Raw genomic sequence first — 24,800 nt, 5'->3', positions numbered from 1 at the left:
TAAAATTAGGAAAAAGGGAGCATAGATGCCTACAATCAATCAACTAATTAGGAAGCCAAGAAAGAGTCAAAAAGAAAAGACAGCATCTCCTGCGCTTCAAAATTGTCCTCAACGAAGAGGAATTTGTACTCGTGTAATGACGGTTACACCTAAGAAACCCAATTCAGCTTTGAGGAAAGTAGCCCGTGTTAGGCTTTCAAATGGATTTGAAGTAACAGTTTATATTCCAGGGATTGGTCATAATTTACAAGAGCATTCAGTTGTTTTAATTAGAGGTGGACGAGTTAAAGATTTGCCAGGTGTTAGGTACCATATCATCAGAGGAGCTAAGGATACTCTCGGTGTTAATAATCGGAAGCAAGGTCGTTCTAAGTATGGAACTAAAAAACCAAAAGCTTAAGAGGTATAGATTGTATGTCAAGAAAGAGTAAAAAAGTTAAAAAAAAGGTCTTTAAAGATTCTAAGTATGATTCTCAAGTTATTGCTAAATTTGTGAATAGAATGATGTATGATGGAAAAAAATCCATCAGTGAAGCCATAGTTTATAATTCAATTGATATTCTTGCAGAAAAAACTGAGGAAGTTGATAAGGTTGCTGCTTTTAGTAAGGCTTTAGATAATGTTAAACCATTGGTAGAGGTTAGAAGTAGGAGGGTTGGTGGTGCTACTTATCAAGTTCCAGTTGAAGTTAGAGAGGAAAGGCGTGAGGCTTTGGCAATGAAGTGGATTATTGCAGCTGCCAGAAAAGCAAGTGGAAAATCAATGCAAGAAAAATTGGGAAATGAACTTGTTAATTCTTATAATTCAACAGGTGTTGCTTTTAAAAAAAGGGAAGATACTCATAGAATGGCAGAGGCAAATAGAGCCTTCACACATTACAGATGGTAATCGTAAAATACCTTTTTAATATATTGTTGTGAGGTGTGTTGATCTTAGATATAATTGATTAGGGGTATCTATATGTTAAAAAAGGTTTTTTTGTTTTTTTTTATTTTAGGTTGTTCAGGTTCACAAGATCAAACTTCACTTTCTGATACTATTTCTGTCATTGTTGATGGGACCTTTGATGATAGAGGTTTTAATGAGAGTTCTTCCAATGCAATGGCTCAAATTAAAGAAGAGTTTAAAGTTAATATAATTCGGAAAGAATCCAAGGTTTCTGACTATTTAGCAGATATTGGGGGATTGGAAGAAGGTGGTTCTAGTTTAGTTTGGGGAGTTGGTTTTAAGTTTACAGATACGTTTTTGCGAAAATCTCTTGAAAATACCAATGTGAATTATGGAATTATTGAAGGTGCTTACGCAGAAGATGTTGAGTTGCCCAAGAATTTATTGAATGTCAATTTTAGATCTGAGGAAGGAGCATTTTTAGTTGGTTATTTAGCCGCTAATGCATCTAAGACAGGTAAGATTGGGTTTTTAGGTGGAATGGAAGGTATAGTTGTTAATGCATTTAGATATGGATATGAAGCTGGTGCTAAGTATGCAAATAAAGATATTGAGTTGAATTCTCAATATGTGGGGACATTCTCTGATGTTTCTCTTGGACATTTAATGGCAAGTAAGATGTATGCTTCTGGGGTTGATATTATATTTACAGCAGCAGGTCTCTCAGGTCTTGGCGCTATTGAGATTGCAAAAGAGCTTGGAAATGGATATTACATTATTGGTGTTGATCAGGATCAGTCATATCTTGCACCTGATAATGTACTCTTATCATATGTTAAGAGGGTTGACGTAGTTATGTTAGATTTGATGAGATCTTATCTAGACTTTGGCAAGTGGAATGGTGGAGATAACTTAGAATTTGGACTTAAAGATGGAGCACTTGATTTGATTTTTAATAAATCAGTAAATTTAGATTTAATCAAAGATTATGATTTTCTTTCAGAAATTAAAAACAAAATAGTTGGTAATGAGATTAAAGTTCCTAAAGACGAAAAATCTTATGGTGACTTTGTTGTTAATCTGTGACATAAGAGCTAATATAACTATGAGGAGTTTTTATATGAATAAATTCATAATGTTCATTTTTGCTATGTTAGCTTTTTTAGGTTGTGATAAAAAATCATTGACTTCTAAATCTTTGGCAAAGTCCATAGTTTCTCTGATAGTTGATGGAACTTTCGATGACAAATCATTTGGTGAGGATGCTTGGAAAGGTGCTCAAATGTTAGAAGAAGATTTTGGAGTTGAGATTATTGATAAAGCTTCAACAAGTACTGCTTATGCGAGTGATTTAGAAGATCTTAAAGATAAAGGTTCCAGCATTATCTGGGGAGTTGGTTTTAGACTTCAAGAAGCTACTGAGCAGGCCGCTACCCTTAATAAGGGTATTAATTATGGAATTGTTGATATTATTTGTGAGGATGATATAAATTTGCCTGATAATTTGCTTGGCCTCTCATTTAAAGTTGAAGAGGCTTCATTTTTAGCTGGATATTTAGCTGCAAAGGCATCTAAGACAGGTAAGATTGGGTTTTTAGGTGGAATGGAAGGTGTAGTTATTAATGCATTTAGATATGGATATGAAGCTGGTGCTAAGTATGCAAATAAAGATATTGAGTTGAATTCTCAGTATGTGGGATCATTTGTAGATTTATCTTTAGCTAGGACTATTGCTTTAAAGATGTATAAAGATGGTACCGATGTCATATTTGTAGCAGCAGGTCTTGCAGGTCTTGGTGCAATTGAGGTTTCAAAGGAACTTGGGACTGGACATTATATCGTTGGAGTTGATCAAGATCAGTCATATCTTGCACCTGATAATGTTTTAACGTCAGTTGTTAAAAATGTTGGAAATTCTGTTTATGAAATAACAAAAAATTATTTGGATACAAATAATTTTGATGGTGGAAAAGTATTAAAATTAGGACTTAAAAACGGTTCTGTAAGTATTGTTAAGCATAATTCCATTAAAGATGCTATTAAAGTCGAGATTGAGACTATAGAAGATAAAATAGTTGGTGGCGATATTTCAGTTCCAAGTAATCTTGACGAATATAATAAGTTTTTAGATGTTTATAATCTATTGAATTGATTTCTTGCTTAAAGAGAGGCAATTTCATTAATGTTTATTTTTTTAAATTTACCTTTACTTTATGCAAGGTAAATTTTGATGTTTATGATAACTTATTGTTATTTTTGTTGGTAGGTTTCTAAAAATTAAAAAATGTTTAAAGTTATTTTATAAGGAGAGGATAGGTTGTGTCAAAAAATTTATGTTTTATAATTTTGTTTATTTTATTGTTTGTATCTTGTTTTTCTTCAAAAGAGTCTTCTTCTTTTATTGATAGACAAATTATTATGGGAATCATGTTTCCAGGTAATTTCGATGATAAAGGATATTTTCAAAATGCTTTTGAAGGTGTCGTTAAAATAAAAAATGAATTTGGAATTAAGCTTATTCCAAAAGTTTTAACACCTTATCCTGTTGAAGGCAAAAGATTAATGACGGCTAGTGAAGTATTAGAAGAAGATGTTTACACATTGCAAAAGGATGGTGCCAATCTTATTTGGCTTATTAGTGCTCATTTTTCAGATTCTGCCTTAAGACTTGCTCATAAAAATACAAATATTTTTTATGGAATTATAGATCCTGTTGGTTATGATAATAATATCTTAATCCCTAAAAATTTTTTAGTTATTCATTTTAAAGCTGAGGAAGGATCATTTTTAGCTGGTTATCTTGCTGCTAAGATGAGTAAGAGTAATAGGATTGGATTTTTGACTGGTGTTAATATTAAGTATGTTGAGAGATTTTTAGTTGGCTTTAGAGCAGGGGCTTTTTACGCGGAACCTAAAACAAAAATGATTGTAAAGAGAGTTTTAGACGAATTTAGTGAAGCTTCTGGTAAATTTGTTGCCAAACACATGTATATTGAGGATGGTGTTGATGTTATTTTTCCTGTAATGGGTCCTGCTGCACTTGGTGTGTTTTCTGCTGCAAAGGAGCTTGGAGCTGGTCATTACGTCATTGGAGTTAATAAGGATCAGTCATACCTTGCACCTAATCATGTTATTACTTCTATGCTTAAGGATGTTGGAAAGGCAATATATAATTGTTCATTAGATGCTGTAAAAGGACACAAATTTAATGGTGGTAGGATAATTGAAGAAGGAGTAAAAGAAGGTGTTATAGATATTGTCAAAGATCCTAATGTTATTGGCAATAATTTATTTGATACCATTACAAAGATTCAGACTGAGATAGTTAATGGAAAACTTATTATACCTTCTACTGAATATGAATTTGATTTATTTAAGGCAAGATTGTAAACTTTTTAATTAGATTTATTTAAAGGGAGATATTATGTGAAAAATTTATTTTTAATTTTATTTATTTTGTGTTGTTCATGTTATACTTCGAAAGTTAATGGCAATCTTGCTAAGATTGCCGTTTTGGTTGATGGAATTTTTGATGATAAGACTTTTAATAAAGGTGCTTGGGACGGTGCTAAAAAAGTAGAAAAAAAATTTGGATTGGAAATAGTTATGAAAGAATCTAATTCAAATTCTTATTTAGCCGATCTTGAATCATTAAAGAATAATGGTTCAAATTTTATCTGGTTAATTGGATATAAGTTTAGTGATTCTGCTATTACTGTTGCTTTAAAAAACCCAGAGATTAAATATGTAATTATTGATCCTGTTTATGATAGTGATTTAGTCATTCCTGAAAATTTGTCAGCCATAACTTTTAGAAATGAAGAAGGAGCATTTTTGGTAGGTTATATTGCAGCTAGGATATCTAAAACGGGTAAAATAGGATTTTTAGGTGGAATTGATAACATAATTATTAATGCATTTAGGTATGGGTATGAAGCGGGTGCTATGTATGCAAATAGGAATATCAATATTGATAGTAATTATATTGGTAGTTTTGTTAATATTGATACTGGAAGAAATATGGCAAATGAGATGTATGCAGATAAAGTAGACATTATTTATCATGTTGCGGGTTTAGCTGGACTTGGAGTTATTGAGGCTGCGAGCAACTTTGGAGATGAGTTTTATGTTATTGGAGTTGATCAGGATCAGTCACATCTTGCACCTGAGAGTGTAATTACATCTTCAATCAAAGATATTGGACGAATTTTGAATATTATAATTTCTAATTACTTAAAAACTAATGCTTTTGAAGGGGGGCATATATTAAATTATGGATTAAGGGAGAGCTTTTTAGATTTTGTTAAAAATCCTAAGATGATTTCTTTCAAGCTTGAAAAGGAATTAGATGATATTTCTGAAAAGATAATTAACAAGAAGATTGTTGTCCCAAATAATGAAACTACTTATAATAAATTCCTGAAAGAATTTGTTAATTAGTTTTAATTTTAAGTAATTTTTGGAAAATATATTTTCATTTTTAATATCAGTTAGGTTTGTGTGTTTATCGTTTAGGCCTAAGTTTTTTAATTATTTTAAGTTACATCAATCTGTTGTTGCAATATATAGTTTTAACTAATTTATTTTGCTTGGGTATTGCTTAGTTTTAAAATTGTGTTTAATATTAAAATTTTTGGTTTTCAGTCTTATTTTGTTATTATTATAATGTATAATAGATAGGAGTTGATTGATATTTGTTTTTCAGAGGTTCGAGCATTGAATAAGAGTGTTTTTCCCAAAATTTACTATTACGATCAGGATTTTATTGATATTTATAATAAGAGTCTTTCTTGGATTCGAGACAAAATTGTTTTTTCTCAAGCTTTGGAGAGGGGTAAAAAGGATAAAAACTATTATTCTGAAAATCTTGAATTTATAGATCAACTTCAAACTTGTCTTTCAAGCTTTTTTCTTGTTTATAGTAATGGGGAATATTCTCCCACATCTACTATTGATAAATTTTATGAACTTCAAGAAGCATCTGGTGCAATTAGAGCTCGTTATGACCGCAATAATAATATTGTTCATATAGAAGGAAATGATGAGGGTATTGGCTTGCCCATTTTTGCTTGGGTTGAATACAATTTATATCATAAAACAGGCAATAAGAAACGTATCTGTGATGTTTTACCAGTTCTTGATAAGTATTATAAGTGGATAGAGAAAAAGTTTTTAAAAGCAAATGGCCTTTATTCAATTGATATGAATAAGATTTTTTATAAAAATTCTCCCAGAAAGGATGCTTATTATCCGATAGATTTTAATTCATTTCAAGTACACAGTGCATATTGTATTGCAAAATTGGCAGACATATTAAACGATAAAAATTTATCCCTCGAGTATAAAAAAAGATTTTTTTCTCTTAAGGCTAAAATTAATTCATTGATGTGGGATGAAAAAGATGGTTTTTATTATGATCTTGATATTAACGAAAATATTGTTAGGTGCAAGACAATAGTAGGATTTTTACCACTGCTCTCCGAAATTCCAAGTGAGGATAGAATAGAGAGAATGATTTTTTATTTAAAAAGTCATGAACACTTTGGAACCCCAAATCCTTTCCCTACTCTTTCAGCTAATGAGCCTAGCTTTAATTTAGATGGAAATGGATATTATGGTTCTGTGTATACTTATATGAATTTTTTTGTTATTAAGGGACTTGAATACTGTAGACGTGCAAATATTGCAAGAGAATTTACCATAAGACATCTATATTATATATTAGATACTCTCTTGCCTGATGACAAAGTTAAGGGACATGTTTGGGAGGCATATAAGCCAATGAAAGAGGGACCCGCATATTTAGATGTTGAGAAAAAGATTCTTCCAGAAAAAGATGTTATTTGTTATCTTGCACTTTTTAGTATTAGCCTGATGATAGAAAATATTATTGGACTTACAATTAGTCTTCCCGATAAAACAGTTTATTGGAATATTCCTGCTCTTGAAGTTATGGGAATAGAGAGTTTATCACTTAAAAAAAATCAAACCACAATTATATGTAATAAGGGCAAGAGGGGCTGGGAGATCAAGATGGAGTCTGAGAAACTTTATTACTTTACAATAAATATATTGAATAAAAAGGAAAAGACTCTGCCTATACCTTCAGGTAGATGTTCAATGCTTTTAGATAAGCTTTAATTAATAATTTGGCTATAAACATTTATTCAAAATTAAAATCTTGGAGATATTGATATGATAGATGTTGTATTTTTAAGAACCTTGCTTGAAGAGAAGAAATATTCTGACATAAAGGAAGAGCTTTTAAAATATGATGCTTTTGATATTAGTGAAGCTTTAAAAAAACTTAATGGTTCTGATTTGATTTTACTTTATAGATTCCTCCCCAAAAAAGTTGCTGTTGAAGCTTTTTCTAATTTTGATCAAGGCACAAAAAATAAATTAGCTAATTCTTTTACAAACAGAGAAATAAGAGAGATGATAGATGAATTGAATCTTGATGATGTTATTGATCTCTTAGAAGAAGTTCCAGCAAATGTTGTGCAAAGATTTTTAGCAAGTTCTACTGAGGAGAATAGAGAAATTATTAATAAATTCCTGTCTTACAGTGATGACTCTGCTGGTTCAATTGTGACAATAGAATATATTGAGCTTAAAGATTATTTTTGTGTGGGAGAAGCTCTTGATTATATTAGAAAGGTTGCAAAAACTAAAGAAGACATTTATACCTATTATATTACAGATGAAGAAAAACGGTTAAAAGGTGTCATCAAAATTGAAGATTTGATGTTATCTGGTGATAATGTTATCATTTCTGCAATAATGAGGAGTAGCGGATTTTATATTGTTAAAGTTGGTGATGGAAAGGAAGATGTTGCTCTTCTTTTTCAGAATCATGATATCTCAAGTGTTCCTGTTGTTGATAATGAAGGGCGAATGATAGGAGTTATCATTATTGATGATATTCTTGAAGTTATTCAGAATTTAAATACTGAAGATTTCCAGATAATGGCAGCAGTTACTCCTTTAGGTAAGTCTTATCTTGATACTTCTATTTTTGATATGACAAAAAATAGAATAATTTGGCTTTTGATTCTTATGATATCTTCTACCTTAACCGCCACTATAATCACTAATTATCAGCATTTGGTTTTATCTTTAGTTATTTTAACTAGTTTTATTCCACTTTTAATGGATACTTCGGGTAATGCTGGTTCTCAGGCATCTGCATTGATTATTCGTGAGCTTGCTCTTGGAACTCTTAAAGTAAAGGATTTTTTCAAGGTGCTACTTAAGGAAGTATGTGTTAGTATTCTAGTTGGTTCAATTCTTGCTAGTATTAATTTTTTAAGAATTGTGTTTTTTGTAATTCCTGAGCATACTGAGAAATTCAAAATAGCTTTTGTTGTTTCTGCATGTTTGATGATAGGATTGATGGTAGCAAAAATATTGGGAGGTCTTTTACCTATTTTAGCCAAGTTCATAAGAATAGATCCAGCTTTAATGGCTGGACCTTTAATTACTACTATTGCTGATGTTGTTACCTTAATTGCTTATTTTAATATAGCAAGATTAGTATTAACTAATTATTTTTAAGTATGATCTATTTTTAGTAAAATTAAAGGTGAGATTAAAACAGAATTAAATTGGAGATAATTTTGAGTGGTTGTATTTTTTGTAAGATAGTAAAAAATGAAATGACCTGTTATAAGGTCTATGAAGATGAGTTGGTGCTTGCTTTTCTTGATGTTAATCCTTTAAATGTTGGACATACTCTTGTTATTCCAAAACAGCATAGTAATGATGTTTTGTGTATGAGCGATAAACTTAATGGACAAATATTGAAGGTTTGTAAGAAAGTAGCTCTTTCTTTAAAAAAGTTAGGTTCAAATATTTGTAGTGGAATTAATATTTATAGTGCAATTGGCTCTGATGCGGGACAAGTGATTTTACATACTCATTTTCATGTGGTCCCAAGATTTAAGGGCGATAATTTTGCTTTTGCAAGAGGCAGTAATATTAAACTTTCAGGAGATGAGTTTTTAAACCTATCTAAACACATAAGTCAGAATATTTGAAATTTTTTCTTAAAACGGATTTTACAAAAATTTGATATATAGTTTAATTATTATATATTTTGAATATTATGACATGTTGTAGAATATCTTACTTAAATTTTTCAAAGATATAATATTTTTGGATTCTAAATAAATTTTTACTTTAAGGATATGTTAAGTTTTCTTCTTTTATGTTAGCTAGTATTGTTAAATATAGGTTAGACTCATGTTTTGCCATGTTTAAATTATGATCTTGGTAATTTCCACATTCCTTTTCAGTTGCGCCTATAATATTTCCTTGAAAATTTGCAATTTTATGAAAAAGCCAAGATATTAAATCAATTAGATTTTTGCTCTCATAATCACCCAAAAGGATTAGGTAAAATCCAGTCCTGCAGCCCATTGGTCCAAAGTATAACACTTTATCGCCCCAGACTTTATTGTCTCTAAGCAATGTTGCTCCTATGTGTTCGATTGTATGCATTTCTGCATTGTTAATTACAGGTTCTCTATTAGGGGCTTTCATCCTAATATCTACGGTAGTGAATGTTAAATTATCAAACATATCTTTTCTTGAAACATATATTCCAGGTTTTAGTTTTGTGTGATCAATTGTAAAGCTTGGTATTTTATTCATATTTTGAACTCCTTTTTTATTGTGTTTACGAAATCTAATTTTTCCCATTCTAGTTCATTTTTTCCAAAATGTCCGTATGTGCATGTTTTAGAGTAAATAGGCTCTCTTAATTTTAATTTTTTAATTATGCCGTTGGGAGTTAAGTCAAAGTTATTGATAATGAAATTTAATATTTTTTTTTCATATTTGTTATCATTGATACCTGTAGTTATTTTAATGGATATTGGATTGGAAATTCCAATAGCATAAGCAAGTTGCATTTCAAATTCTTTAGAAATTCCTGCTGCCACCATATTCTTAGCAATGTATCTTGCCATATAAGCTGCTGATCTGTCAACTTTAGTAGCATCTTTGCCGCTATAAGCACCACCACCGTGTCTTGCAAATCCACCATAACTGTCAGCGATAATCTTTCTTCCTGTAAGTCCCGTATCTCCAGTAGGACCACCGATGACGAAATTGCCTGATGGGTTAATATAATATCTGATGTTTTCATCAAGCATTGATTTACTCTGAAGGATAGGTTTGATAATTTTTTCAATGATTGTTTGTCTTAGGAAATCTTGGGAAATACCGGGATCATGTTGATGAGATACAACAATATTATTGACTCTAATAGGATTTTTATTAGAATCATATTCAATGGTAACTTGGGATTTTGCATCGGGGCGTAGCCATTTAATTTGCCCTGATTTTCTAAATTCGCTAGCTTTTTGCAGGATTAAGTTGGATAATTCGTATGCTATGGGCAAAAAATTTTCAGTTTCATTGCATGCATAACCAAAGATTATTCCTTGATCACCTGCTCCTATATCATTTGTATTTTTTTTTTCAACCGCATTTGTAATATCAATTGACTGAGAGCCAATAGCATCAATTATTGTAGCAGATTTGTAGTCAAGTCCATATTCTATATTTGTGTATCCAATATTTTTTATTGTTTGTTTTGCAATTTCTTTTATATTTATTTCTTTTTTTGCTTTGCTGCTTATCTCTCCTGCTATGATTATTAAATTTTGTGAAATTAAGGTTTCGCATGCGACTTTCGCCATTTTATCTCTTTTGAGGATTTCATCAAGTATGGCGTCAGAAATTTGATCCGCAATTTTATCGGGATGTCCTTCAGATACGGCTTCAGATGTTGATGTTAAATTATTATTGAGCATATTGTCACCTTATTTAAGTTATATAAGTTTAATTAATTCCTTTACTATCTTAGCTGAATTCATTGATGCATTTTGTAGGAATTTATTGAAGTCTATGTGATTATCTTTGATGTTTGGTAAATCAGATACAGAGCGAATAATAATAAAAGGTATTTTGAATGTGTGTGCTACTTGGGCAATTGCAGCGCTTTCCATTTCTACAGCTAAAGCATCTGCAAAGTTATTTTTAATTTCTTTTAATTGTTTTTTATCTCCAATAAATTGATCACCTGTAAGTATTAGACCAATATGAACATTAATATTTTTAAGTTTGTTTTCAGTAATATTAACAAATTTGTTTAATAAATTTTCATCTGCTTTAAATTTTTGTGGAAGGCCTGGAACTTGTCCTATTTTATGTCCAAATTTAGTTAAATTAAAGTCATGAAATGCAGTCTCTGATGATACTATGATGTCTGTTATTTTAAGATCTGCAGATTCTTTAAGCCCACCAGCAGTTCCTGAGTTGATTATGCGAGTGATTTTATATTTTGATATGATGTAGCTATTCCACATTGCGGCATTTACTTTTCCAATGCCAGTAGTTAAAGAGATTACCTTGTGACCCGCAATTTCTCCCTTATAGATTTTCTTCTCACCTGAATAATCGTCTAATATAATTTCTTTTTTGTTCTCGATAATTTTATTTATTTCTATCGATTCTTCATCCATTGCAGATGTTATTAAAATCATACTTTACTCCTTTTATATTTCCTTTAATCCATATTTTTTTGAAATAAATTCTATTTCATCTTGTCTTAGTATTTTTTTTATTCCGGTTTCTGTTTTGGGTATGGACTTGACATAATTTTTATTTTCACTAGGAGGTACGATTTTGTCATTTCTTATTATGTATTTTATATATGGGACATTAATATTATCTTCGTTAATTTTTATTATTTTGGCAATTGAGTTGTCATTGAGTTCAACAATAAAACCCAGAGGACATTGAGAGAGAACCTTAATTATTAGTTTTAAAACTCTTTTATCAAATTTCTTATCAGCATCTTGTATTAGTTCAATAAGAGATGCACCAGAGTTTGAAGCCCCTTTATATGTTCTATCTAGAAGAATTGCGCTGTATGCGCTAGCAGCACCTATTATATTAGACTCGATATTTATATTTTCACTTTTAAGTTTATTAGGATAGCCTGAACCATCTAAGTTTTCTTTATGATTTAATATTGCTGAGCAGATGGATTGTGAAAAATTAGTGGTTGAGAGTATTTTATAACCAAGTACGGGATATTTTTTTATTACTTCAAATTCTTCATTACTTAATTTTTCTTTTTTTTCACTTATTTGCAAGGGGATAAATAGGAAACCTATTTTGTGCAGAATAGCTATTGTGCAGAGTTCAACCATTTTGTGATTATTTAGATTCATCTCATTTCCAAGGGCTACGGTTAGTATTGCGGTATTTATTGAGTGAACAATATGATAATCGGATAGGAGTTTAGGTACTTTCATATATTTGATGAATGTTTGTTGATTCCTTTTATAAAATTCCATTACCTTTTTGACGGCTGGAAGGACGTCTTGATAGTAAATTTTTTTATTTTTCTTGCAATTTTCATATATTTCTTCTAAATTGCTTATTAGTATGTGATAGTTGGCAATCGATTTTTCATCATATTCTACATTAATAAGCTTTTTTGTTTCTCGTATTAATGTCTCATTAAAGAACATCCTTTGTATTTTGAGTTCACCCTTTAAGTTCCATTTTTCAATAAGTTCAGTATTTATAGGTTGTAAGAACGAGTTTTGAGGCCATACTAAAAAATTTTTGTCTATTATGTATGAAAAATCTTTTATATCTTTTGCTAGGTTATCAAAATTTTGCATTTTTCCCCTCAAGCTGCAAACTTAATAATAGGCATTTATTGCATATTATTTATTAATTGTCTATCTATTTAGTATAATACTACATGTATACATTAATTTTAACATTGAACTTTATTATAAGAGATCTTTAATGGTTGACAGAATACTTTTTGTTTTTGATATCATATTTTTTATTGCTTTTTTGTATTTTGTTTATTTATTAGAAATTTTCAAATTTTCAAATTTTTTAGACTTTATTTTCTTACATTGTTTTTTTATTTTAACTTTTATTGTATTTATATTTATTTTTAATATTGTTTATTCTAAATTTTTATATTCAAGATTATATTTTATGTTGAATGGCATAGAGCATACTTATACTTTTTTAAAGCTTAAGATACTTCGAAAAACACTTAAGAGTGTATTTGATATTTCTCTTCTTTTAAAAATAATTTTAATTAAACAAGATAAAAATAGTCTTGACGAGATTTATTTTTATTTAAAAGATACTAAAATGAGTAATAAGACAATCATGGAACTTTATTCTATATGTATTAGTTTTAGGGAGGAAGAGAAAGCTTCTGGTTTAATTGCTAATCATGCATATAGTAAAAATAAATGGTTAAGGTATTGTGTGGCACTTAATGCTATTGCCGATGAAGATTATGAAAAGTTGAGTAGTGAAATAAATTTTTTAAAAAGGTATTTTTTAAGAGGAGAGCCTATTTTTACAGTTTATCTTTATTATGTCTTAAAGAGATCAAATTTAGAGTACCAATTGGTTGAAAAAAATAGACTTGAGATTCGAGATAAATATTTTAAATATAAAGATCGACTGAATGTTAGAAATACAAGGTTGCTTAATTCAAATTTATTTTTTGTAGTGTTTTACTACATTTATGATATTTCAAAAAAGGATATCTTTTACTAAAAGAGGTTATGTTGTGAATATAAGAGTTAGATATGCACCTTCTCCAACTGGTTTGCAGCACATTGGGGGCATTAGAACAGCTTTATTCAATTATTTTTTTGCTAAATCTTGTGGTGGGAAATTTTTGCTTAGAATAGAGGATACGGATCAAACTAGGTATTGTAAAGAAGCGGAAGAGGATCTGTATCAAAGTTTAGAGTGGCTTGGCATTGATTTTGATGAGGGTCCTACTTGTGGTGGTCCTTATGCACCTTATGTTCAGTCAAAGAGAATAAAAATATATCAAAAATATGCTAAACAATTGGTTGAATTGGGAAATGCTTATTATTGTTATTGCACGCCTGAGAGACTGGAGAGAATCAGAAAAATTCAAACTGTTAACAGGATGGCACCAGGTTATGATAGACATTGTAGGAATTTAAGTGAGAATGAGATGAAAAATGCTTTGAGTTTAGGAATCACTCCTGTTATTAGATTTAAGATTCCTCTTGATGGTGAGACTTGTTTTAATGATATTTTACTTGACAAAATTACGTGGGCAAATAAGGATATTAGTCCTGATCCTGTTCTTCTTAAATCTGATGGGCTTCCAACTTATCATCTTGCAAATGTTGTTGATGATCACTTGATGAAAGTTTCTCATGTATTAAGAGCTCAGGAATGGATTTCCTCAGGTCCTTTACATGTACTTCTTTATAGTTCTTTTGGATGGAATCCCCCAATTTATTGTCATCTACCAATGGTTATGGGAAGTGATGGGCAGAAATTAAGTAAGAGACATGGTTCTACAGCTTTAAAACAATTTATTGATGATGGGTATCTTCCTGAAGCCATTATTAATTACATTACTTTGCTTGGTTGGTCTTATGATGATAAGAGTGAATTTTTTACAAAAGATGAACTTCGAAGATTATTTTCTATTGAGAGAGTCAATAAATCTCCTGCTGTTTTTGACTATAATAAATTAGATTTTTTTAATAGCCATTATATTAGGGAGAAAGGAAATAATGAGTTAGCCAAGCTTATAATTCCATTCTTGCAAAAAGCAGGTTACATTAAAAAAGAGATTAATTCTTTTGATGAGCAAAAATTAATTCTTTTAGTTTCTCTAATAAAGCCAAGAATTAGGAAACTTAGTGATTCTGTTACGATGCTTAAGTTTTTTTATGAAGATATTGAAACGTGGAATTTAGATGAGTTTTTAGGTAAGAAAAAGACAGCGGGTGATATTTGTTTATTCTTAGAGAAGGTTAAGCCATTATTAGAAGGATTTGAGACAAGAATATTGTCTGAAAACGAAAAAATTTTTTATGATTTTGCTAAGGAAAATAATCTAAAAATAGGAGAAGTGCTCCTTCCAATTAGAATAGCGGTTCTTGGCAGTAAAGTATCACCGCCTCTTTTTGATTCTTTGCAATTACTTGGTAAAACCAAAGTTTTTAATAGAATAAATCAAGCACAGCAATTTTTGAGAAAACATGAATGTAAGTAAGTGTTTGGAATAAATTTTTAGGATGTTTAATATGATTAAAATAGAAGATATTATTTCGCTTGCTAAAAGAAAAGGGTTTGTATTTCAATCCTCAGAAATTTATGGGGGACTCTCAGGTGTATGGGACTATGGACCTTTGGGTATTGAGCTTAAGAAAAACATACAAAAAGAATGGTGGAATACCATGGTTTACCTACATGAAAATGTGGTAGGATTGGATAGTTCAATTTTAATGAGACCTGAGGTTTGGGAAGCGTCAGGACATGTTGATAGTTTTTTAGATTTATTAGTGGATTGTAAAAATTGTAAGAATAGATTTAGAATAAATTCTATTGATTTGTCTAATGGTTGTTCTAGTTGTAATTCTATGGGTATGTTTACAACTCCACGAAGTTTTAATTTAATGTTTAAGACTAATATTGGAGCTGTTGAGGATAGTTCTAATGAAATTTATTTAAGGCCAGAGACTGCTCAGGGTATTTTTGTTAACTTTCGCAATGTGTTAGATTCTACAAGACTTAAAGTTCCTTTTGGTATAGCTCAGGTTGGTAAGGCTTTTAGAAATGAGATAGTAGCTAAGAATTTTATATTTAGGACTTGTGAATTTGAACAGATGGAAATGCAATTTTTTGTACATCCTAATCAGATGGATGATTGGTATTATTATTGGCAGCAAAAGAGAATGAATTTTTTTATTGAAACTCTTGGAATAAAATCTGATAATCTTAGGTTTAAAGAACATAAAGGGGATGAACTTGCTCATTATGCTAAAGCCGCAGTTGATATTGAGTATAAATTTCCATTTGGTTTTCAAGAAATTGAAGGAATTCATAATAGAGGTAATTACGATTTGTCTCAGCATGCAAAGTTTTGTGGTAAGCCTAAAATGTTTGAATATCATGATTTAACAAGCGGTGATAAATATATTCCTTATGTTATTGAGACGTCTCTTGGACTTACAAGGAGTGTTTTAATGACTCTTTGTGATGCTTATGCTCATGAGGAGCTTGAGGGAGAAGGTAAACGAATAGTTCTGCGTTTGCATCCTAAACTTGCTCCTTATAAGGTAGCAATACTTCCTCTTGTGAAAAAAGATGGACTTCCTGAACTTGCCAGAAAAGTATTTATGCAGTTTAGTGATGATTTTTATATGTTTTATGATGACAATGGTACAATAGGCAAACGTTACAGGCGTCAAGATGAGATTGGTACGCCTTATTGTGTAACAGTAGATTATGATACTATTGAAAATAGAACCGTTACTTTGAGGGATAGAGATAGTATGGCTCAAGTAAGGATTCCTATTGATGATTTATATTCATATATTAGAACTGAAATTCTAAATTATAAGGGAGTTGCAAATAGATGAATCTTGCCTTAGGGATTTTGGAAAAAAGAGGATTTTTGAAACAGTGTACGAATTTGGAAGCCTTAAGCACATTAATGGATGAGGAGAGAGTAGTTTTTTATGTTGGTGTTGATGCTACTTTTAATTCTTTGCATATTGGACATTTGATTCCTTTTATGGCAATGGCACATCTTCAAAGGCAAGGTCATATTCCAATTGCTTTGGTTGGTGGTGGAACTACAAAAATAGGAGATCCTTCAGGTAAGGATTCAATGAGAAAAATTTTATCAAAAGAGGATATAGAAAAAAATGTTAAGGCAATAAGAGCACAATTGCTTAAAATAATAGATTTCAGTAGCGGATGTATCCTAGATAATTCAGAATGGCTTGATAATATTAATTATATTGAGTTTTTAAGAGATATTGGGGTTTGCTTTTCTGTTAATCGTATGTTGGGTTTTGAAACTTATAAGAGAAGAATTAAGGATGGTCTTTCATTTATTGAATTTAATTATCAACTTTTGCAATCATATGATTTTTATATGTTAAATAAAAATAAGAACTGTAAACTTCAAATTGGGGGTGATGATCAATGGGGAAATATTGTCTCAGGTGTTGATTTGGTTAAGAAAAAGTTGGGAACAGAAGTTTTTGGACTTACATTGCCGCTTATTACAAGAAGTGATGGTAAAAAGATGGGCAAATCAGAAAAGGGAGCAGTCTATCTCGATGCAGAGTTTTACAGTGTTTATGATTTTTATCAATATTTTAGGAATGTTCCAGACTTGGATGTTAAGAATTTTTTGTATTTATTTACTTTTTTGGGGGATGATGAAATCGAGCATATGTCAAGTGTTAAAGGGCATTTGTTAAATAAGGCAAAAGAAACCTTGGCGTTTGAAATAACAAAAATTGTTCATGGAGAAGATGCAGCTTTAAAGGCATCCTCAGCAGCTCAAGCAGCATTTAAAGGAGGTGAAGGGAATAGAGCGGATATTCCTTTCTTTAAATTGGCATTAGATAGTTTAGAAGGAAGCATTTTATTAATTGACTTAATGGTTCTCTCTAAAGTTGTATCTAGTAAGTCAGAGGCTAGGCGGCTTATTAATTCTGGTGGAGTTTATATAGATAAAGTAAGAATAGGGGAGCAAGATTATTGTCTTAGTAAGTATAATTTTACCAATGGTGAAATTGAACTTAAAATTGGCAAAAAAAGGATTTTAAGGGTTATTTTGTAGTTGGTGTTTCATGTATAACAGAAGAACTTTAAATAATTTGTTTTTTAAATCATTTCTGTTTTTTATGAAACGTAAGCATCTTGTTTTTACTGAAGAGCATATTTTTTACAGTTTAATTAGCGATGAAAAGATTAAAGAGTTGCTTAGTTTATGTACACTTGATTTTTATAGTTTTAATAAAATTTTGGAAAAATTCTTTGAACAGCTTCCTTTAAGAGATTCTGATATTTCAGATTATCTTTTTAAGATGAATGATTTATATCAAGAAATAGTCAATACAATTTTTTATTATAAGAAACCTTATAAGTTGCAAGAGAAAGATTTGTTATGGGTATTAATTAGTAAAAGAAAAAATATAATTTTAGATGCTTTATTAAAATCAGGTTTTAGTTTGACTATCTTTGACAAGATAATTGAAGTTTATGATTACTTAGGTTCAGATTTAGATTTAAACTCTAGTGAAAATGAAAAATTTATTGCAAATGATCTTTTTGGTAAAGAGATGGATAAGGATGGGGTTTTGAGTATTTTTGAAGAAGATTATTTAAAGTTAGAGCAAAGTGATGATTTATCTGATAATGACAATTTAGTTGAAGATTTTTTAGTTAATGTTATTGATAGTTTAGAGCCAAGCTTAGATAAAAACCCTTTGGTTGGTCGAGAAGAAGAGTTATGCGAATTGATTCAAATAATGCTTCGTAAATATAAGAGTAATCCAATTGTATTTGGAGATCCTGGAGTTGGGAAGACAATATTATTGCAAGGACTTGCTTATATGATAAAAGTGGACCAAGTACCTCAGGAATTGGTAGGTTATGAGGTTTATTCTCTTGATATTGGGAGACTTATATCTGGAACGCGGTATAGAGGAGATCTTGAAGATAGAGTAAATAAACTCTTAGATTTCTTATATTTAAAAAAAAAAGTAATTCTTTTTATCGACGAAATTCATATGATAGTTGGAGCTGGGGCTACGTCTTTTAGTAACATAGATGTTTCAAATTTGTTAAAGCCTATATTAACTTTAGGTAAAGTAAAATTAATTGGTGCTACTACCAAATATGAATACCAAAAATTCTTTTTGAAAGATAAAGCTTTAATGAGAAGATTTCATAGCATAGAACTTAAAGAACCAAGTTTTGAGGATACTTATCTTATTTTAAAAGGGGCTAAGGAACAATATGAAAAACATCATAATGTGGAGTACACAGATGAGGCCATATGGGCTTCAATTAATATGTCTAAGTATATTAAAGACAGATTTCTTCCCGATAAAGCTTTTGACCTATTAGATGGTCTTGGAGCTAAATTTAAACTTGAGGGTAATAAGAAAGTCATAACGGGCGATGATGTAAAAATTTTTGTTAAATCCATTATTGGAACTAATGTTTTTAATTTTGATGATTATGATCAAAATTTGCTCGTTAATCTGGAACGTAAAATAAGAGAGAGCATAATAATTGATGAGAATATTTTATCTGATTTGATATTAAACATTAAACTTTTAAGGATTAAATTTCTCTTAAAAAATAATACTCTTGGTATCTTTATTTTGATGGGTTCTTCTGATGTAGATAAGAATAGGCTTGCATGTATTTTGTCAGAAGAACTTAAGATACCTAAATTGACTTTGGGAATGAGTGAATACGGTGATTTTGATGGCATTAATAGATTAATAGGACCTGTATATGGATCTGAATCTTATGATGAGCCTACTAAGTTTTTTAAATTTTTAAGCGAATCTTCAACTTCAATTATTGTCCTGTCCAATTTTGATAAATCTTCCAAGAAGGTTACAGATTTTTTTTTTGAAGGATTTAATACGGGTAAGCTTTTTGATAGTCTTGGTAGAAGTGTAAGCTTATCAGATAGTATAATAATACTAGATATTGAGATAAAACATAGGGAATTTGATGGTATTGGATTTAAAACTGAAACAATCGATGTTAGAAGTTTGCTAGAAAAACGTTTTTCTACTCAGTTTTTGGACCTTGTGGATCATATTTTTTTCTTTAAGCCTGTGGGTGAGGACGATTTTGAAAAAATTATTATTGAAGAGATGAATAATTTTGTTAAGATACTAAAGAATGAAAAAGTCGATGTTTTTTTTGAAGAAAATATTGTCAATTATTTTCAAAATAAGACTTATAGAAGTGGATTTGGCATTAAGAGTGTGCGTAAAATTGTGCTCAAAGAGATTGGGGGGTTATTAGTCAATGACATGATTTCAAAAAAATTCAAAGAGAATGATAAGATTAGAGTTTACCTGGACGAGACAATAAAATATGAGTTGTTGTAAACCCATGATTATAAGGAGGTATATATGAAAATATCTATAGTAGGAGCAGGGGCTTGGGGAACTGCTATTGCTAAGGTTTTGGCAAATAAGTTTAAAGATAATGTTTTGATATGGTCTTTTGAAGAAGATGTTAGAGATGGCATTAATAATGATTATGAAAATGTCAAGTATTTAAAGGATATTAAATTACCAAATAATTTGATTGCAAGTTCTGATTTGCAAGATGTTGTAGATCAAGCCGATTATGTTTTTGTTGTGACACCTTCTCTTTATACTTTAAATGTTTTGCATAAATTGAAAAGTATGTGCACTACTAAAAAGTTTAAGTTAGCAATCCTTACAAAAGGTTTTATAACAATTAATGGGAGGCCTTGTACGATTGTAGATGTTGCAGAGAGTGTTTTAAGTGACTATAAAGATGAAATTACCTATATTGCAGGGCCAAGTCATGCTGAAGAAGTTGGACTTGGAATTATTACAGGACTTGTTGCTGCCAGTAAGAATAGAGCCAATGCTTTTGAATTTATTAATTTATTTAGTAATACTTCTATTTCTATGTTTTATAGTGATGATATCCTTGGGGTTCAAATAGCATCGGCTTTGAAAAATATATTTGCAATTGCATTTGGAATTTTGGATGAGTATAAAATTGAAAATCCAAATTTGATAGGCAATAATACGGAGTCTTTTTTATTCTCAGTTTCTTTAAATGACATGAAAAATATTGCGTTTAAGCTTGGTTCTTGCGATGCGGAAACATTTTTATTTTTAGCTGGTTCTGGAGATTTAGATGTTACTTGTAGAAGTATTTTTGGAAGGAATAGACGATTTGGTCGTGAAATTGTTAGTAAAAATATCTTAGAAGGTTTGGCTGGTATAGATGATTTGATAAATAATATTCATAAAATTGGTTATTTGCCAGAGGGAGTAATTGCTGCTAATGAAGTTGCTTTGCTTTTTAAATTTTTAGGTAGTGATTCAAATTGTCATAATTTAGCGAGCATAGTGTATAAAATTTTAAATAAAGAATTAAGACCTGAAGCTGTCATTGATTATATAAGAAATTTTGAAGTTTAGGACCCAAACGGGTCCTATTGTGTTTTTTTGTTCATCATATACAAGATATTGCTATAAACGTCATCAATTATTTCAAAGTTCATTACAATTTCTGTGAATTCATTTGACTTAATTGCTCCTATAATATTTTGATTTTCTGTTAAGTTTTCTCTCTTAACTAGAGAATTGCTGTCAACTAATATTTTTATTCTAGTTAGATCTTTGTCTACTTGTTTGATATTTGAAATGCCCCCAAAACATTCTAAAATATGTTCTGATGTTTTTATTGTTTCTTTATTCATTTTTGTCATCCCTTAAAGAATGCTTTATAAGCCGTGTAAGAAGTATATACGTCAAATTTCGAGGTTATTTCAAACGGTGAGTGCATACTAATGACACCAGGTCCTATGTCTATTGTTCTTATGCCATAATGTGCTAAGAATTTTGCAACAGTTCCTCCACCACCTTCGTCTACTTTTCCAAGTGTGGCTACTTGCCAAGCTATTTTATTTTTATTTAGCAAATTCCTAACATAAGAGATAAGTTCAGCATCAGCATCACTAGCCATGATTTTACCCCCGTGACCTGTATATTTCATGATAGATATTCCATATCCCAATTTGGGTGCGTTTTGTTCATCATGCACCGATTTGAATAAGGGATTTATTGCACCGCAAACATCAGCAGATATACTTTTTGAGTTCCATAATACTTTTTGAACAAGGAGGTTATTATATTTGTTCTGTTCAAGTTTGAATATTATGTCTGATACAAAGTATTCAAGATATCTTGAGTTTAGCCCGGTTGATCCAGTAGATCCAATCTCTTCCTTGTCAACTAGAAAACATACAGCGGTTTTGCTTGGTATTTCTTCTAAATTTAGGATAGCTTCTAGTGAAGTGTAAACGCACACCCTGTCATCTTGACCATAAGCACCAATTAGTGCCCTATCAAATCCTATGTCTTTTGCTTCTCCTGCTGGTACTATTTCTATTTCTGCTGACGCGAAATCATCTTCTTCTATTTTGTATTTTTCTTTTATTAACTTTAGAGTGGCATATTTTACTTTTTCTTTTTCTTTAGTCTCAATAGGTAGACTTCCAATTATGATTTTTAAATTTTCACCTTCAATAATGTCATCAGCTTTTTTGTCTCTTTGTACTTTTCTGTCAAGATGTGGCAGAATGTCGGGAATTACAAATACGGGATCATTCTTATCATCACCGATGTTAATTTCTATTTTTTCTCCGTTTTGCAAAAATATTATGCCTCGTATTGATAAAGGAATGGATAACCATTGATATTTTTTGATACCACCATAATAATTTGTTTTCATCATTGTTAATTCGTTCTCTTCAGTAATTGGTGATGGTTTGGCATCAAGTCTTGGTGAATCTGTGTGTGATACAATGAAATTCATTCCATTTTCAATAGGTTCTTTTCCGATAAATACAAGAGCAATGTTTTTATTGCGACATGTGTAAAAGATTTTATCCCCAGCTTTGAGTTCTTGTTTTTCACAGGCATTAATAAAACCTTTTTCCTTTGCTCTTTGTATAGTATAGTTGGTGGCTTCTCTTTCAGTTTTAACTGTGCTTAAAAATTTTTTGTATTTTTGAGTAAATTCTAAAATGTTATTTCTATCTTCTTCGTTTAAAGAAGTCCAAGGATTTTGTTTTGTCATTGAAATTTTCTCCTCCTGATTACTTATTATAACATTCTATTCTTTTTTTAATGCAATTTAATAATATATAGAAAATAGGGTTCAGTTGCTTTTTGAATTTGGGCTTGCTAATTGTCTTTAAGATTAAATGAATTTAAGTGTTGTTATATATAGTATTAAGAAAATATTTTGTATATTTTTAAATTGGCTCTGGTTTATGCCACAGAAATCCTTGTCCATAATCTATTCCTATTTCGTTTATCTTTTTAAGTATTTCTTCATTAGATACAAATTCAGCTATAATTTTTATTTTTTTTGTGTCAGCAATGTCTTTTATTGATTTTATTATTACGAGATCTGTTTGACTAGAATTTATTACTTGAATGAAAGAACCATCTATTTTGATGATATCTATTGGCAAGATTTTAATGTATGAAAGTGACGTATATCCGCTGCCAAAATCGTCAAGTGCAAGTTTAATTCCAAAGGTTTTAAGTTCGTTGAAGTATGTGTTGATTAATTCAAAATTTTCTAAAATTCCAGTTTCTGTTATTTCTAAGCATACGTTTTGAAGTGGAACATGGCTTTTAAGAAGTGTTTCTTTGAGGAATATTCTGAAATTTTTGGACTTGAGTGAGTATGGTGAAATATTTATTGAAAAGATATGAACACCATTTTTTGCTACAAAATTTGTATATTCTCTTAATGCTTTAGTAACTACCAGTTTATCCACTTCAACAGTTAAATTATACTTATCTATTAAGCTAAATACATTGCTATTTGGGATAGGAGTTCCTGTATAGTCAAAAAGTCTTGTTAATATTTCAATTTTGGGTTTTAGATCTTTTTTAAGAGGAGTAATTTTTTGATAATAGAGACTAAAAAAGTCATTCTTTATTGCTTTTACTATATATTCAAATATTTTATTTTGTTTTTTGATAAGTATTGTTTCTGGTAATTCATCTTTGTATAAAATAGGCATGGAATCTTTATATTCATCGGATATTTTTGTTGCTATTTTTAATTTTGAAATCTTTGTCTCTATATCTTCTTTTAGGTTTACTTCTATTATTCCTATGTTGAATTTAAATATTATGAGGCCTTCTTTTTTAAGTTCTCTTGAAATGGTTTTTTTGATTTCTTCTGCAATTGAAATTAGTCTTTGTTCTCCTCCGCTTGTAGATATAATGACTATTAAATTATTGTCTTTTAATCTAAATATGTATTCTGAATAAAATGACATTATTCTCGAAGTAATTTTCTTAAGTATCTTTAAGTCGGAGTTATCTCTCTTGTCTTTATATTCACATTCTGTATTTATGTGTAAATCCAGATCAAATAAATATATTTTTTTATAAGAAGATTCAATTTGATTTATCAATAGCTTTTCAAGTCCTTTAATGTTATACAGATCTGTTTGTTGATCAATGATTGTGAGATCTTGAATACTGTGTTTAGATTTTAACTCTGATATGTCTTTGATTGTAATTAATTTATCAATATTGTTTTGAGCAATTGTACTGATAAATAAGTCTACTATTAATTTTTTGTTATTTTTAATCTTTAAAAGGCAGTTGGTTATTAGTATGTTTTTGAATTCGGGAATATCATTTATATTGTAACTTAAATCTATTTTTGTATCTTTTTCTAAATCTATGATATTGATGTCACTTATTTTATTTGTTTTGCCCCCAATCTTTATTGGGAGTTCAAGTTCTTTGCTTCCTTTTTCGTTAATGTAAATGATGTCATTGTCAGTATTTGTAATGATCACTATTTCTTGAATAAGTTCAGATAGATTTAAGAAAAAATTAAGATTAGCATTATTATTGTCATAATAAAGTTTTTTTTGTTGTATGAGTTTGTGTTTGTCGTTTAATTCACTGATGTTTTTTAATATTTCTATATAATTTGGCCTATATATTGCTTCGTCTATAGATTTGTTATCTATGATAATAGAATGAATGTTATTAATACTTTTTAAGTCATTTGCCATATTGATTGAAAAATCTATTGGTCTTTTGTGGTTATAAATAATAGCAAATTTAATATTACTTTGTTTGATATATTCGCTAGAGATATTTTTTCTAGATTTTACTATTTGTGATATTTTAAAAATAGATTTGATCTTTGTAATATCATTATCATTAATTGTTTCTTCAGATATTACAATTGAATTTGGATTTTTCATCTTATTTAAA

At 29.9% G+C, this 24,800-nt stretch carries 22 protein-coding genes; 15 read left to right on the top strand and 7 right to left on the bottom strand.

The window, feature by feature from the left end:
* The first annotated feature begins 25 nt into the window (after nt 1-25).
* The 9 genes from rpsL (at nt 26) to bpuSUM_RS01860 (ending at nt 8,927) form a co-directional block, all read left to right on the top strand.
* Nucleotides 26-400, top strand: a complete 375-nt coding sequence (gene rpsL / locus bpuSUM_RS01900) for a 30S ribosomal protein S12 (protein WP_247065547.1) — start codon at nt 26-28, stop codon at nt 398-400.
* 14 nt (nt 401-414) lie between these two features.
* Nucleotides 415-888, top strand: a complete 474-nt coding sequence (gene rpsG / locus bpuSUM_RS01895) for a 30S ribosomal protein S7 (protein WP_247065546.1) — start codon at nt 415-417, stop codon at nt 886-888.
* A 72-nt stretch (nt 889-960) separates the two neighbouring features.
* Complete coding sequence (locus tag bpuSUM_RS01890) at nt 961-1,974, top strand: BMP family lipoprotein (RefSeq protein ID WP_247065545.1); 1,014 nt, start codon at nt 961-963, stop codon at nt 1,972-1,974.
* A 34-nt stretch (nt 1,975-2,008) separates the two neighbouring features.
* On the top strand, nt 2,009-3,040 hold the full coding sequence (locus bpuSUM_RS01885) for a BMP family lipoprotein (RefSeq protein WP_247065544.1): 1,032 nt from the start codon (nt 2,009-2,011) through the stop codon (nt 3,038-3,040).
* Nucleotides 3,041-3,207: 167 nt separating this feature from the next.
* Nucleotides 3,208-4,278 carry a BMP family ABC transporter substrate-binding protein gene (locus bpuSUM_RS01880; RefSeq protein ID WP_247065543.1) on the top strand — a complete coding sequence of 357 codons (1,071 nt, stop codon included), beginning with the start codon at nt 3,208-3,210 and terminating at the stop codon, nt 4,276-4,278.
* Nucleotides 4,279-4,314: 36 nt separating this feature from the next.
* On the top strand, nt 4,315-5,328 hold the full coding sequence (locus tag bpuSUM_RS01875) for a BMP family ABC transporter substrate-binding protein (RefSeq protein WP_283848853.1): 1,014 nt from the start codon (nt 4,315-4,317) through the stop codon (nt 5,326-5,328).
* 276 nt (nt 5,329-5,604) lie between these two features.
* Entirely contained in the window at nt 5,605-7,029 is a 1,425-nt protein-coding gene (locus bpuSUM_RS01870) for an MGH1-like glycoside hydrolase domain-containing protein (protein ID WP_247065542.1), read from the top strand.
* Between the two features lie 54 nt (nt 7,030-7,083).
* Nucleotides 7,084-8,445: a magnesium transporter gene (mgtE, locus tag bpuSUM_RS01865; protein WP_247065541.1), complete on the top strand. Its 1,362-nt coding sequence runs from the start codon at nt 7,084-7,086 to the stop codon at nt 8,443-8,445.
* A 62-nt stretch (nt 8,446-8,507) separates the two neighbouring features.
* On the top strand, nt 8,508-8,927 hold the full coding sequence (locus bpuSUM_RS01860) for an HIT domain-containing protein (RefSeq protein ID WP_247065540.1): 420 nt from the start codon (nt 8,508-8,510) through the stop codon (nt 8,925-8,927).
* 142 nt (nt 8,928-9,069) lie between these two features.
* On the opposite strand, the gene bpuSUM_RS01855 is transcribed toward bpuSUM_RS01860, so the two are convergent.
* The 4 genes from bpuSUM_RS01855 to bpuSUM_RS01840 are packed head-to-tail and all read right to left on the bottom strand — an operon-like array spanning nt 9,070 to nt 12,593.
* Nucleotides 9,070-9,543, bottom strand: coding sequence for an S-ribosylhomocysteine lyase (locus bpuSUM_RS01855; protein ID WP_247065539.1), 474 nt, complete (start codon nt 9,541-9,543; stop codon nt 9,070-9,072).
* Nucleotides 9,540-10,709 carry a methionine adenosyltransferase gene (gene metK, locus bpuSUM_RS01850; protein ID WP_247065538.1) on the bottom strand — a complete coding sequence of 390 codons (1,170 nt, stop codon included), beginning with the start codon at nt 10,707-10,709 and terminating at the stop codon, nt 9,540-9,542. Before metK ends, bpuSUM_RS01855 begins: the two co-directional genes overlap by 4 nt.
* A gap of 18 nt (nt 10,710-10,727) precedes the next feature.
* Nucleotides 10,728-11,441, bottom strand: coding sequence for a 5'-methylthioadenosine/adenosylhomocysteine nucleosidase (locus bpuSUM_RS01845; RefSeq protein WP_247065537.1), 714 nt, complete (start codon nt 11,439-11,441; stop codon nt 10,728-10,730).
* A 12-nt stretch (nt 11,442-11,453) separates the two neighbouring features.
* A complete protein-coding gene (locus tag bpuSUM_RS01840) occupies nt 11,454-12,593 on the bottom strand; it encodes an HD-GYP domain-containing protein (protein ID WP_247065536.1) in 1,140 nt (379 codons plus the stop codon).
* Nucleotides 12,594-12,723: 130 nt separating this feature from the next.
* Here bpuSUM_RS01840 and bpuSUM_RS01835 point away from each other — a divergent pair, with 130 nt between their 5' ends.
* The 6 genes from bpuSUM_RS01835 to bpuSUM_RS01810 are packed head-to-tail and all read left to right on the top strand — an operon-like array spanning nt 12,724 to nt 20,957.
* Complete coding sequence (locus tag bpuSUM_RS01835; protein ID WP_347343288.1) at nt 12,724-13,503, top strand: hypothetical protein; 780 nt, start codon at nt 12,724-12,726, stop codon at nt 13,501-13,503.
* Nucleotides 13,472-14,995 carry a glutamate--tRNA ligase gene (gene gltX / locus bpuSUM_RS01830; protein WP_247065534.1) on the top strand — a complete coding sequence of 508 codons (1,524 nt, stop codon included), beginning with the start codon at nt 13,472-13,474 and terminating at the stop codon, nt 14,993-14,995. The genes bpuSUM_RS01835 and gltX overlap by 32 nt, the downstream gene beginning before the upstream one ends.
* A gap of 31 nt (nt 14,996-15,026) precedes the next feature.
* Entirely contained in the window at nt 15,027-16,364 is a 1,338-nt protein-coding gene (locus bpuSUM_RS01825) for a glycine--tRNA ligase (protein WP_247065533.1), read from the top strand.
* A complete protein-coding gene (gene tyrS / locus bpuSUM_RS01820; protein ID WP_247065532.1) occupies nt 16,361-17,581 on the top strand; it encodes a tyrosine--tRNA ligase in 1,221 nt (406 codons plus the stop codon). The genes bpuSUM_RS01825 and tyrS overlap by 4 nt, the downstream gene beginning before the upstream one ends.
* A gap of 10 nt (nt 17,582-17,591) precedes the next feature.
* Complete coding sequence (locus tag bpuSUM_RS01815) at nt 17,592-19,880, top strand: AAA family ATPase (protein ID WP_247065531.1); 2,289 nt, start codon at nt 17,592-17,594, stop codon at nt 19,878-19,880.
* 24 nt (nt 19,881-19,904) lie between these two features.
* Nucleotides 19,905-20,957 (top strand): NAD(P)H-dependent glycerol-3-phosphate dehydrogenase, encoded by a 1,053-nt coding sequence (locus tag bpuSUM_RS01810; RefSeq protein ID WP_247065530.1) that lies wholly within the window; start codon nt 19,905-19,907, stop codon nt 20,955-20,957.
* A gap of 14 nt (nt 20,958-20,971) precedes the next feature.
* Here bpuSUM_RS01810 and bpuSUM_RS01805 read toward each other — a convergent pair whose 3' ends face one another.
* The 3 genes from bpuSUM_RS01805 to bpuSUM_RS01795 form a co-directional block, all read right to left on the bottom strand.
* Complete coding sequence (locus bpuSUM_RS01805) at nt 20,972-21,247, bottom strand: PTS sugar transporter subunit IIB (protein ID WP_247065529.1); 276 nt, start codon at nt 21,245-21,247, stop codon at nt 20,972-20,974.
* The gene (locus bpuSUM_RS01800; RefSeq protein WP_247065528.1) at nt 21,244-22,620 is read right to left on the bottom strand and encodes an aminopeptidase; all 1,377 of its coding nucleotides are present in this window, start codon (nt 22,618-22,620) and stop codon (nt 21,244-21,246) included. The genes bpuSUM_RS01805 and bpuSUM_RS01800 overlap by 4 nt, the downstream gene beginning before the upstream one ends.
* A gap of 178 nt (nt 22,621-22,798) precedes the next feature.
* Complete coding sequence (locus bpuSUM_RS01795; protein WP_247065527.1) at nt 22,799-24,790, bottom strand: EAL domain-containing protein; 1,992 nt, start codon at nt 24,788-24,790, stop codon at nt 22,799-22,801.
* Nucleotides 24,791-24,800 lie beyond the last annotated feature (10 nt).

The organism is Borrelia puertoricensis (assembly GCF_023035875.1).
Taxonomy (GTDB): Bacteria; Spirochaetota; Spirochaetia; order Borreliales; family Borreliaceae; genus Borrelia; species Borrelia puertoricensis.
This window is presented reverse-complemented; position numbering and strand designations above follow the sequence as displayed.

What these genes read in the sequence shown, in the direction of transcription:
- bpuSUM_RS01890 (WP_247065545.1), top strand. Translation starts at nt 961, where the DNA reads ATGTTAAAAAAGGTTTTTTTGTTTTTTTTTATTTTAGGTTGTTCAGGT.
- bpuSUM_RS01855 (WP_247065539.1), bottom strand. Translation starts at nt 9,543, where the DNA reads ATGAATAAAATACCAAGCTTTACAATTGATCACACAAAACTAAAACCT.
- bpuSUM_RS01825 (WP_247065533.1), top strand. Translation starts at nt 15,027, where the DNA reads ATGATTAAAATAGAAGATATTATTTCGCTTGCTAAAAGAAAAGGGTTT.
- bpuSUM_RS01810 (WP_247065530.1), top strand. Translation starts at nt 19,905, where the DNA reads ATGAAAATATCTATAGTAGGAGCAGGGGCTTGGGGAACTGCTATTGCT.
- bpuSUM_RS01800 (WP_247065528.1), bottom strand. Translation starts at nt 22,620, where the DNA reads ATGACAAAACAAAATCCTTGGACTTCTTTAAACGAAGAAGATAGAAAT.
- bpuSUM_RS01805 (WP_247065529.1), bottom strand. Translation starts at nt 21,247, where the DNA reads ATGACAAAAATGAATAAAGAAACAATAAAAACATCAGAACATATTTTA.
- bpuSUM_RS01795 (WP_247065527.1), bottom strand. Translation starts at nt 24,790, where the DNA reads ATGAAAAATCCAAATTCAATTGTAATATCTGAAGAAACAATTAATGAT.
- tyrS (WP_247065532.1), top strand. Translation starts at nt 16,361, where the DNA reads ATGAATCTTGCCTTAGGGATTTTGGAAAAAAGAGGATTTTTGAAACAG.
- rpsL (WP_247065547.1), top strand. Translation starts at nt 26, where the DNA reads ATGCCTACAATCAATCAACTAATTAGGAAGCCAAGAAAGAGTCAAAAA.
- metK (WP_247065538.1), bottom strand. Translation starts at nt 10,709, where the DNA reads ATGCTCAATAATAATTTAACATCAACATCTGAAGCCGTATCTGAAGGA.
- bpuSUM_RS01885 (WP_247065544.1), top strand. Translation starts at nt 2,009, where the DNA reads ATGAATAAATTCATAATGTTCATTTTTGCTATGTTAGCTTTTTTAGGT.
- mgtE (WP_247065541.1), top strand. Translation starts at nt 7,084, where the DNA reads ATGATAGATGTTGTATTTTTAAGAACCTTGCTTGAAGAGAAGAAATAT.
- bpuSUM_RS01835 (WP_347343288.1), top strand. Translation starts at nt 12,724, where the DNA reads ATGGTTGACAGAATACTTTTTGTTTTTGATATCATATTTTTTATTGCT.
- gltX (WP_247065534.1), top strand. Translation starts at nt 13,472, where the DNA reads ATGATATTTCAAAAAAGGATATCTTTTACTAAAAGAGGTTATGTTGTG.
- bpuSUM_RS01815 (WP_247065531.1), top strand. Translation starts at nt 17,592, where the DNA reads ATGTATAACAGAAGAACTTTAAATAATTTGTTTTTTAAATCATTTCTG.
- rpsG (WP_247065546.1), top strand. Translation starts at nt 415, where the DNA reads ATGTCAAGAAAGAGTAAAAAAGTTAAAAAAAAGGTCTTTAAAGATTCT.
- bpuSUM_RS01840 (WP_247065536.1), bottom strand. Translation starts at nt 12,593, where the DNA reads ATGCAAAATTTTGATAACCTAGCAAAAGATATAAAAGATTTTTCATAC.
- bpuSUM_RS01845 (WP_247065537.1), bottom strand. Translation starts at nt 11,441, where the DNA reads ATGATTTTAATAACATCTGCAATGGATGAAGAATCGATAGAAATAAAT.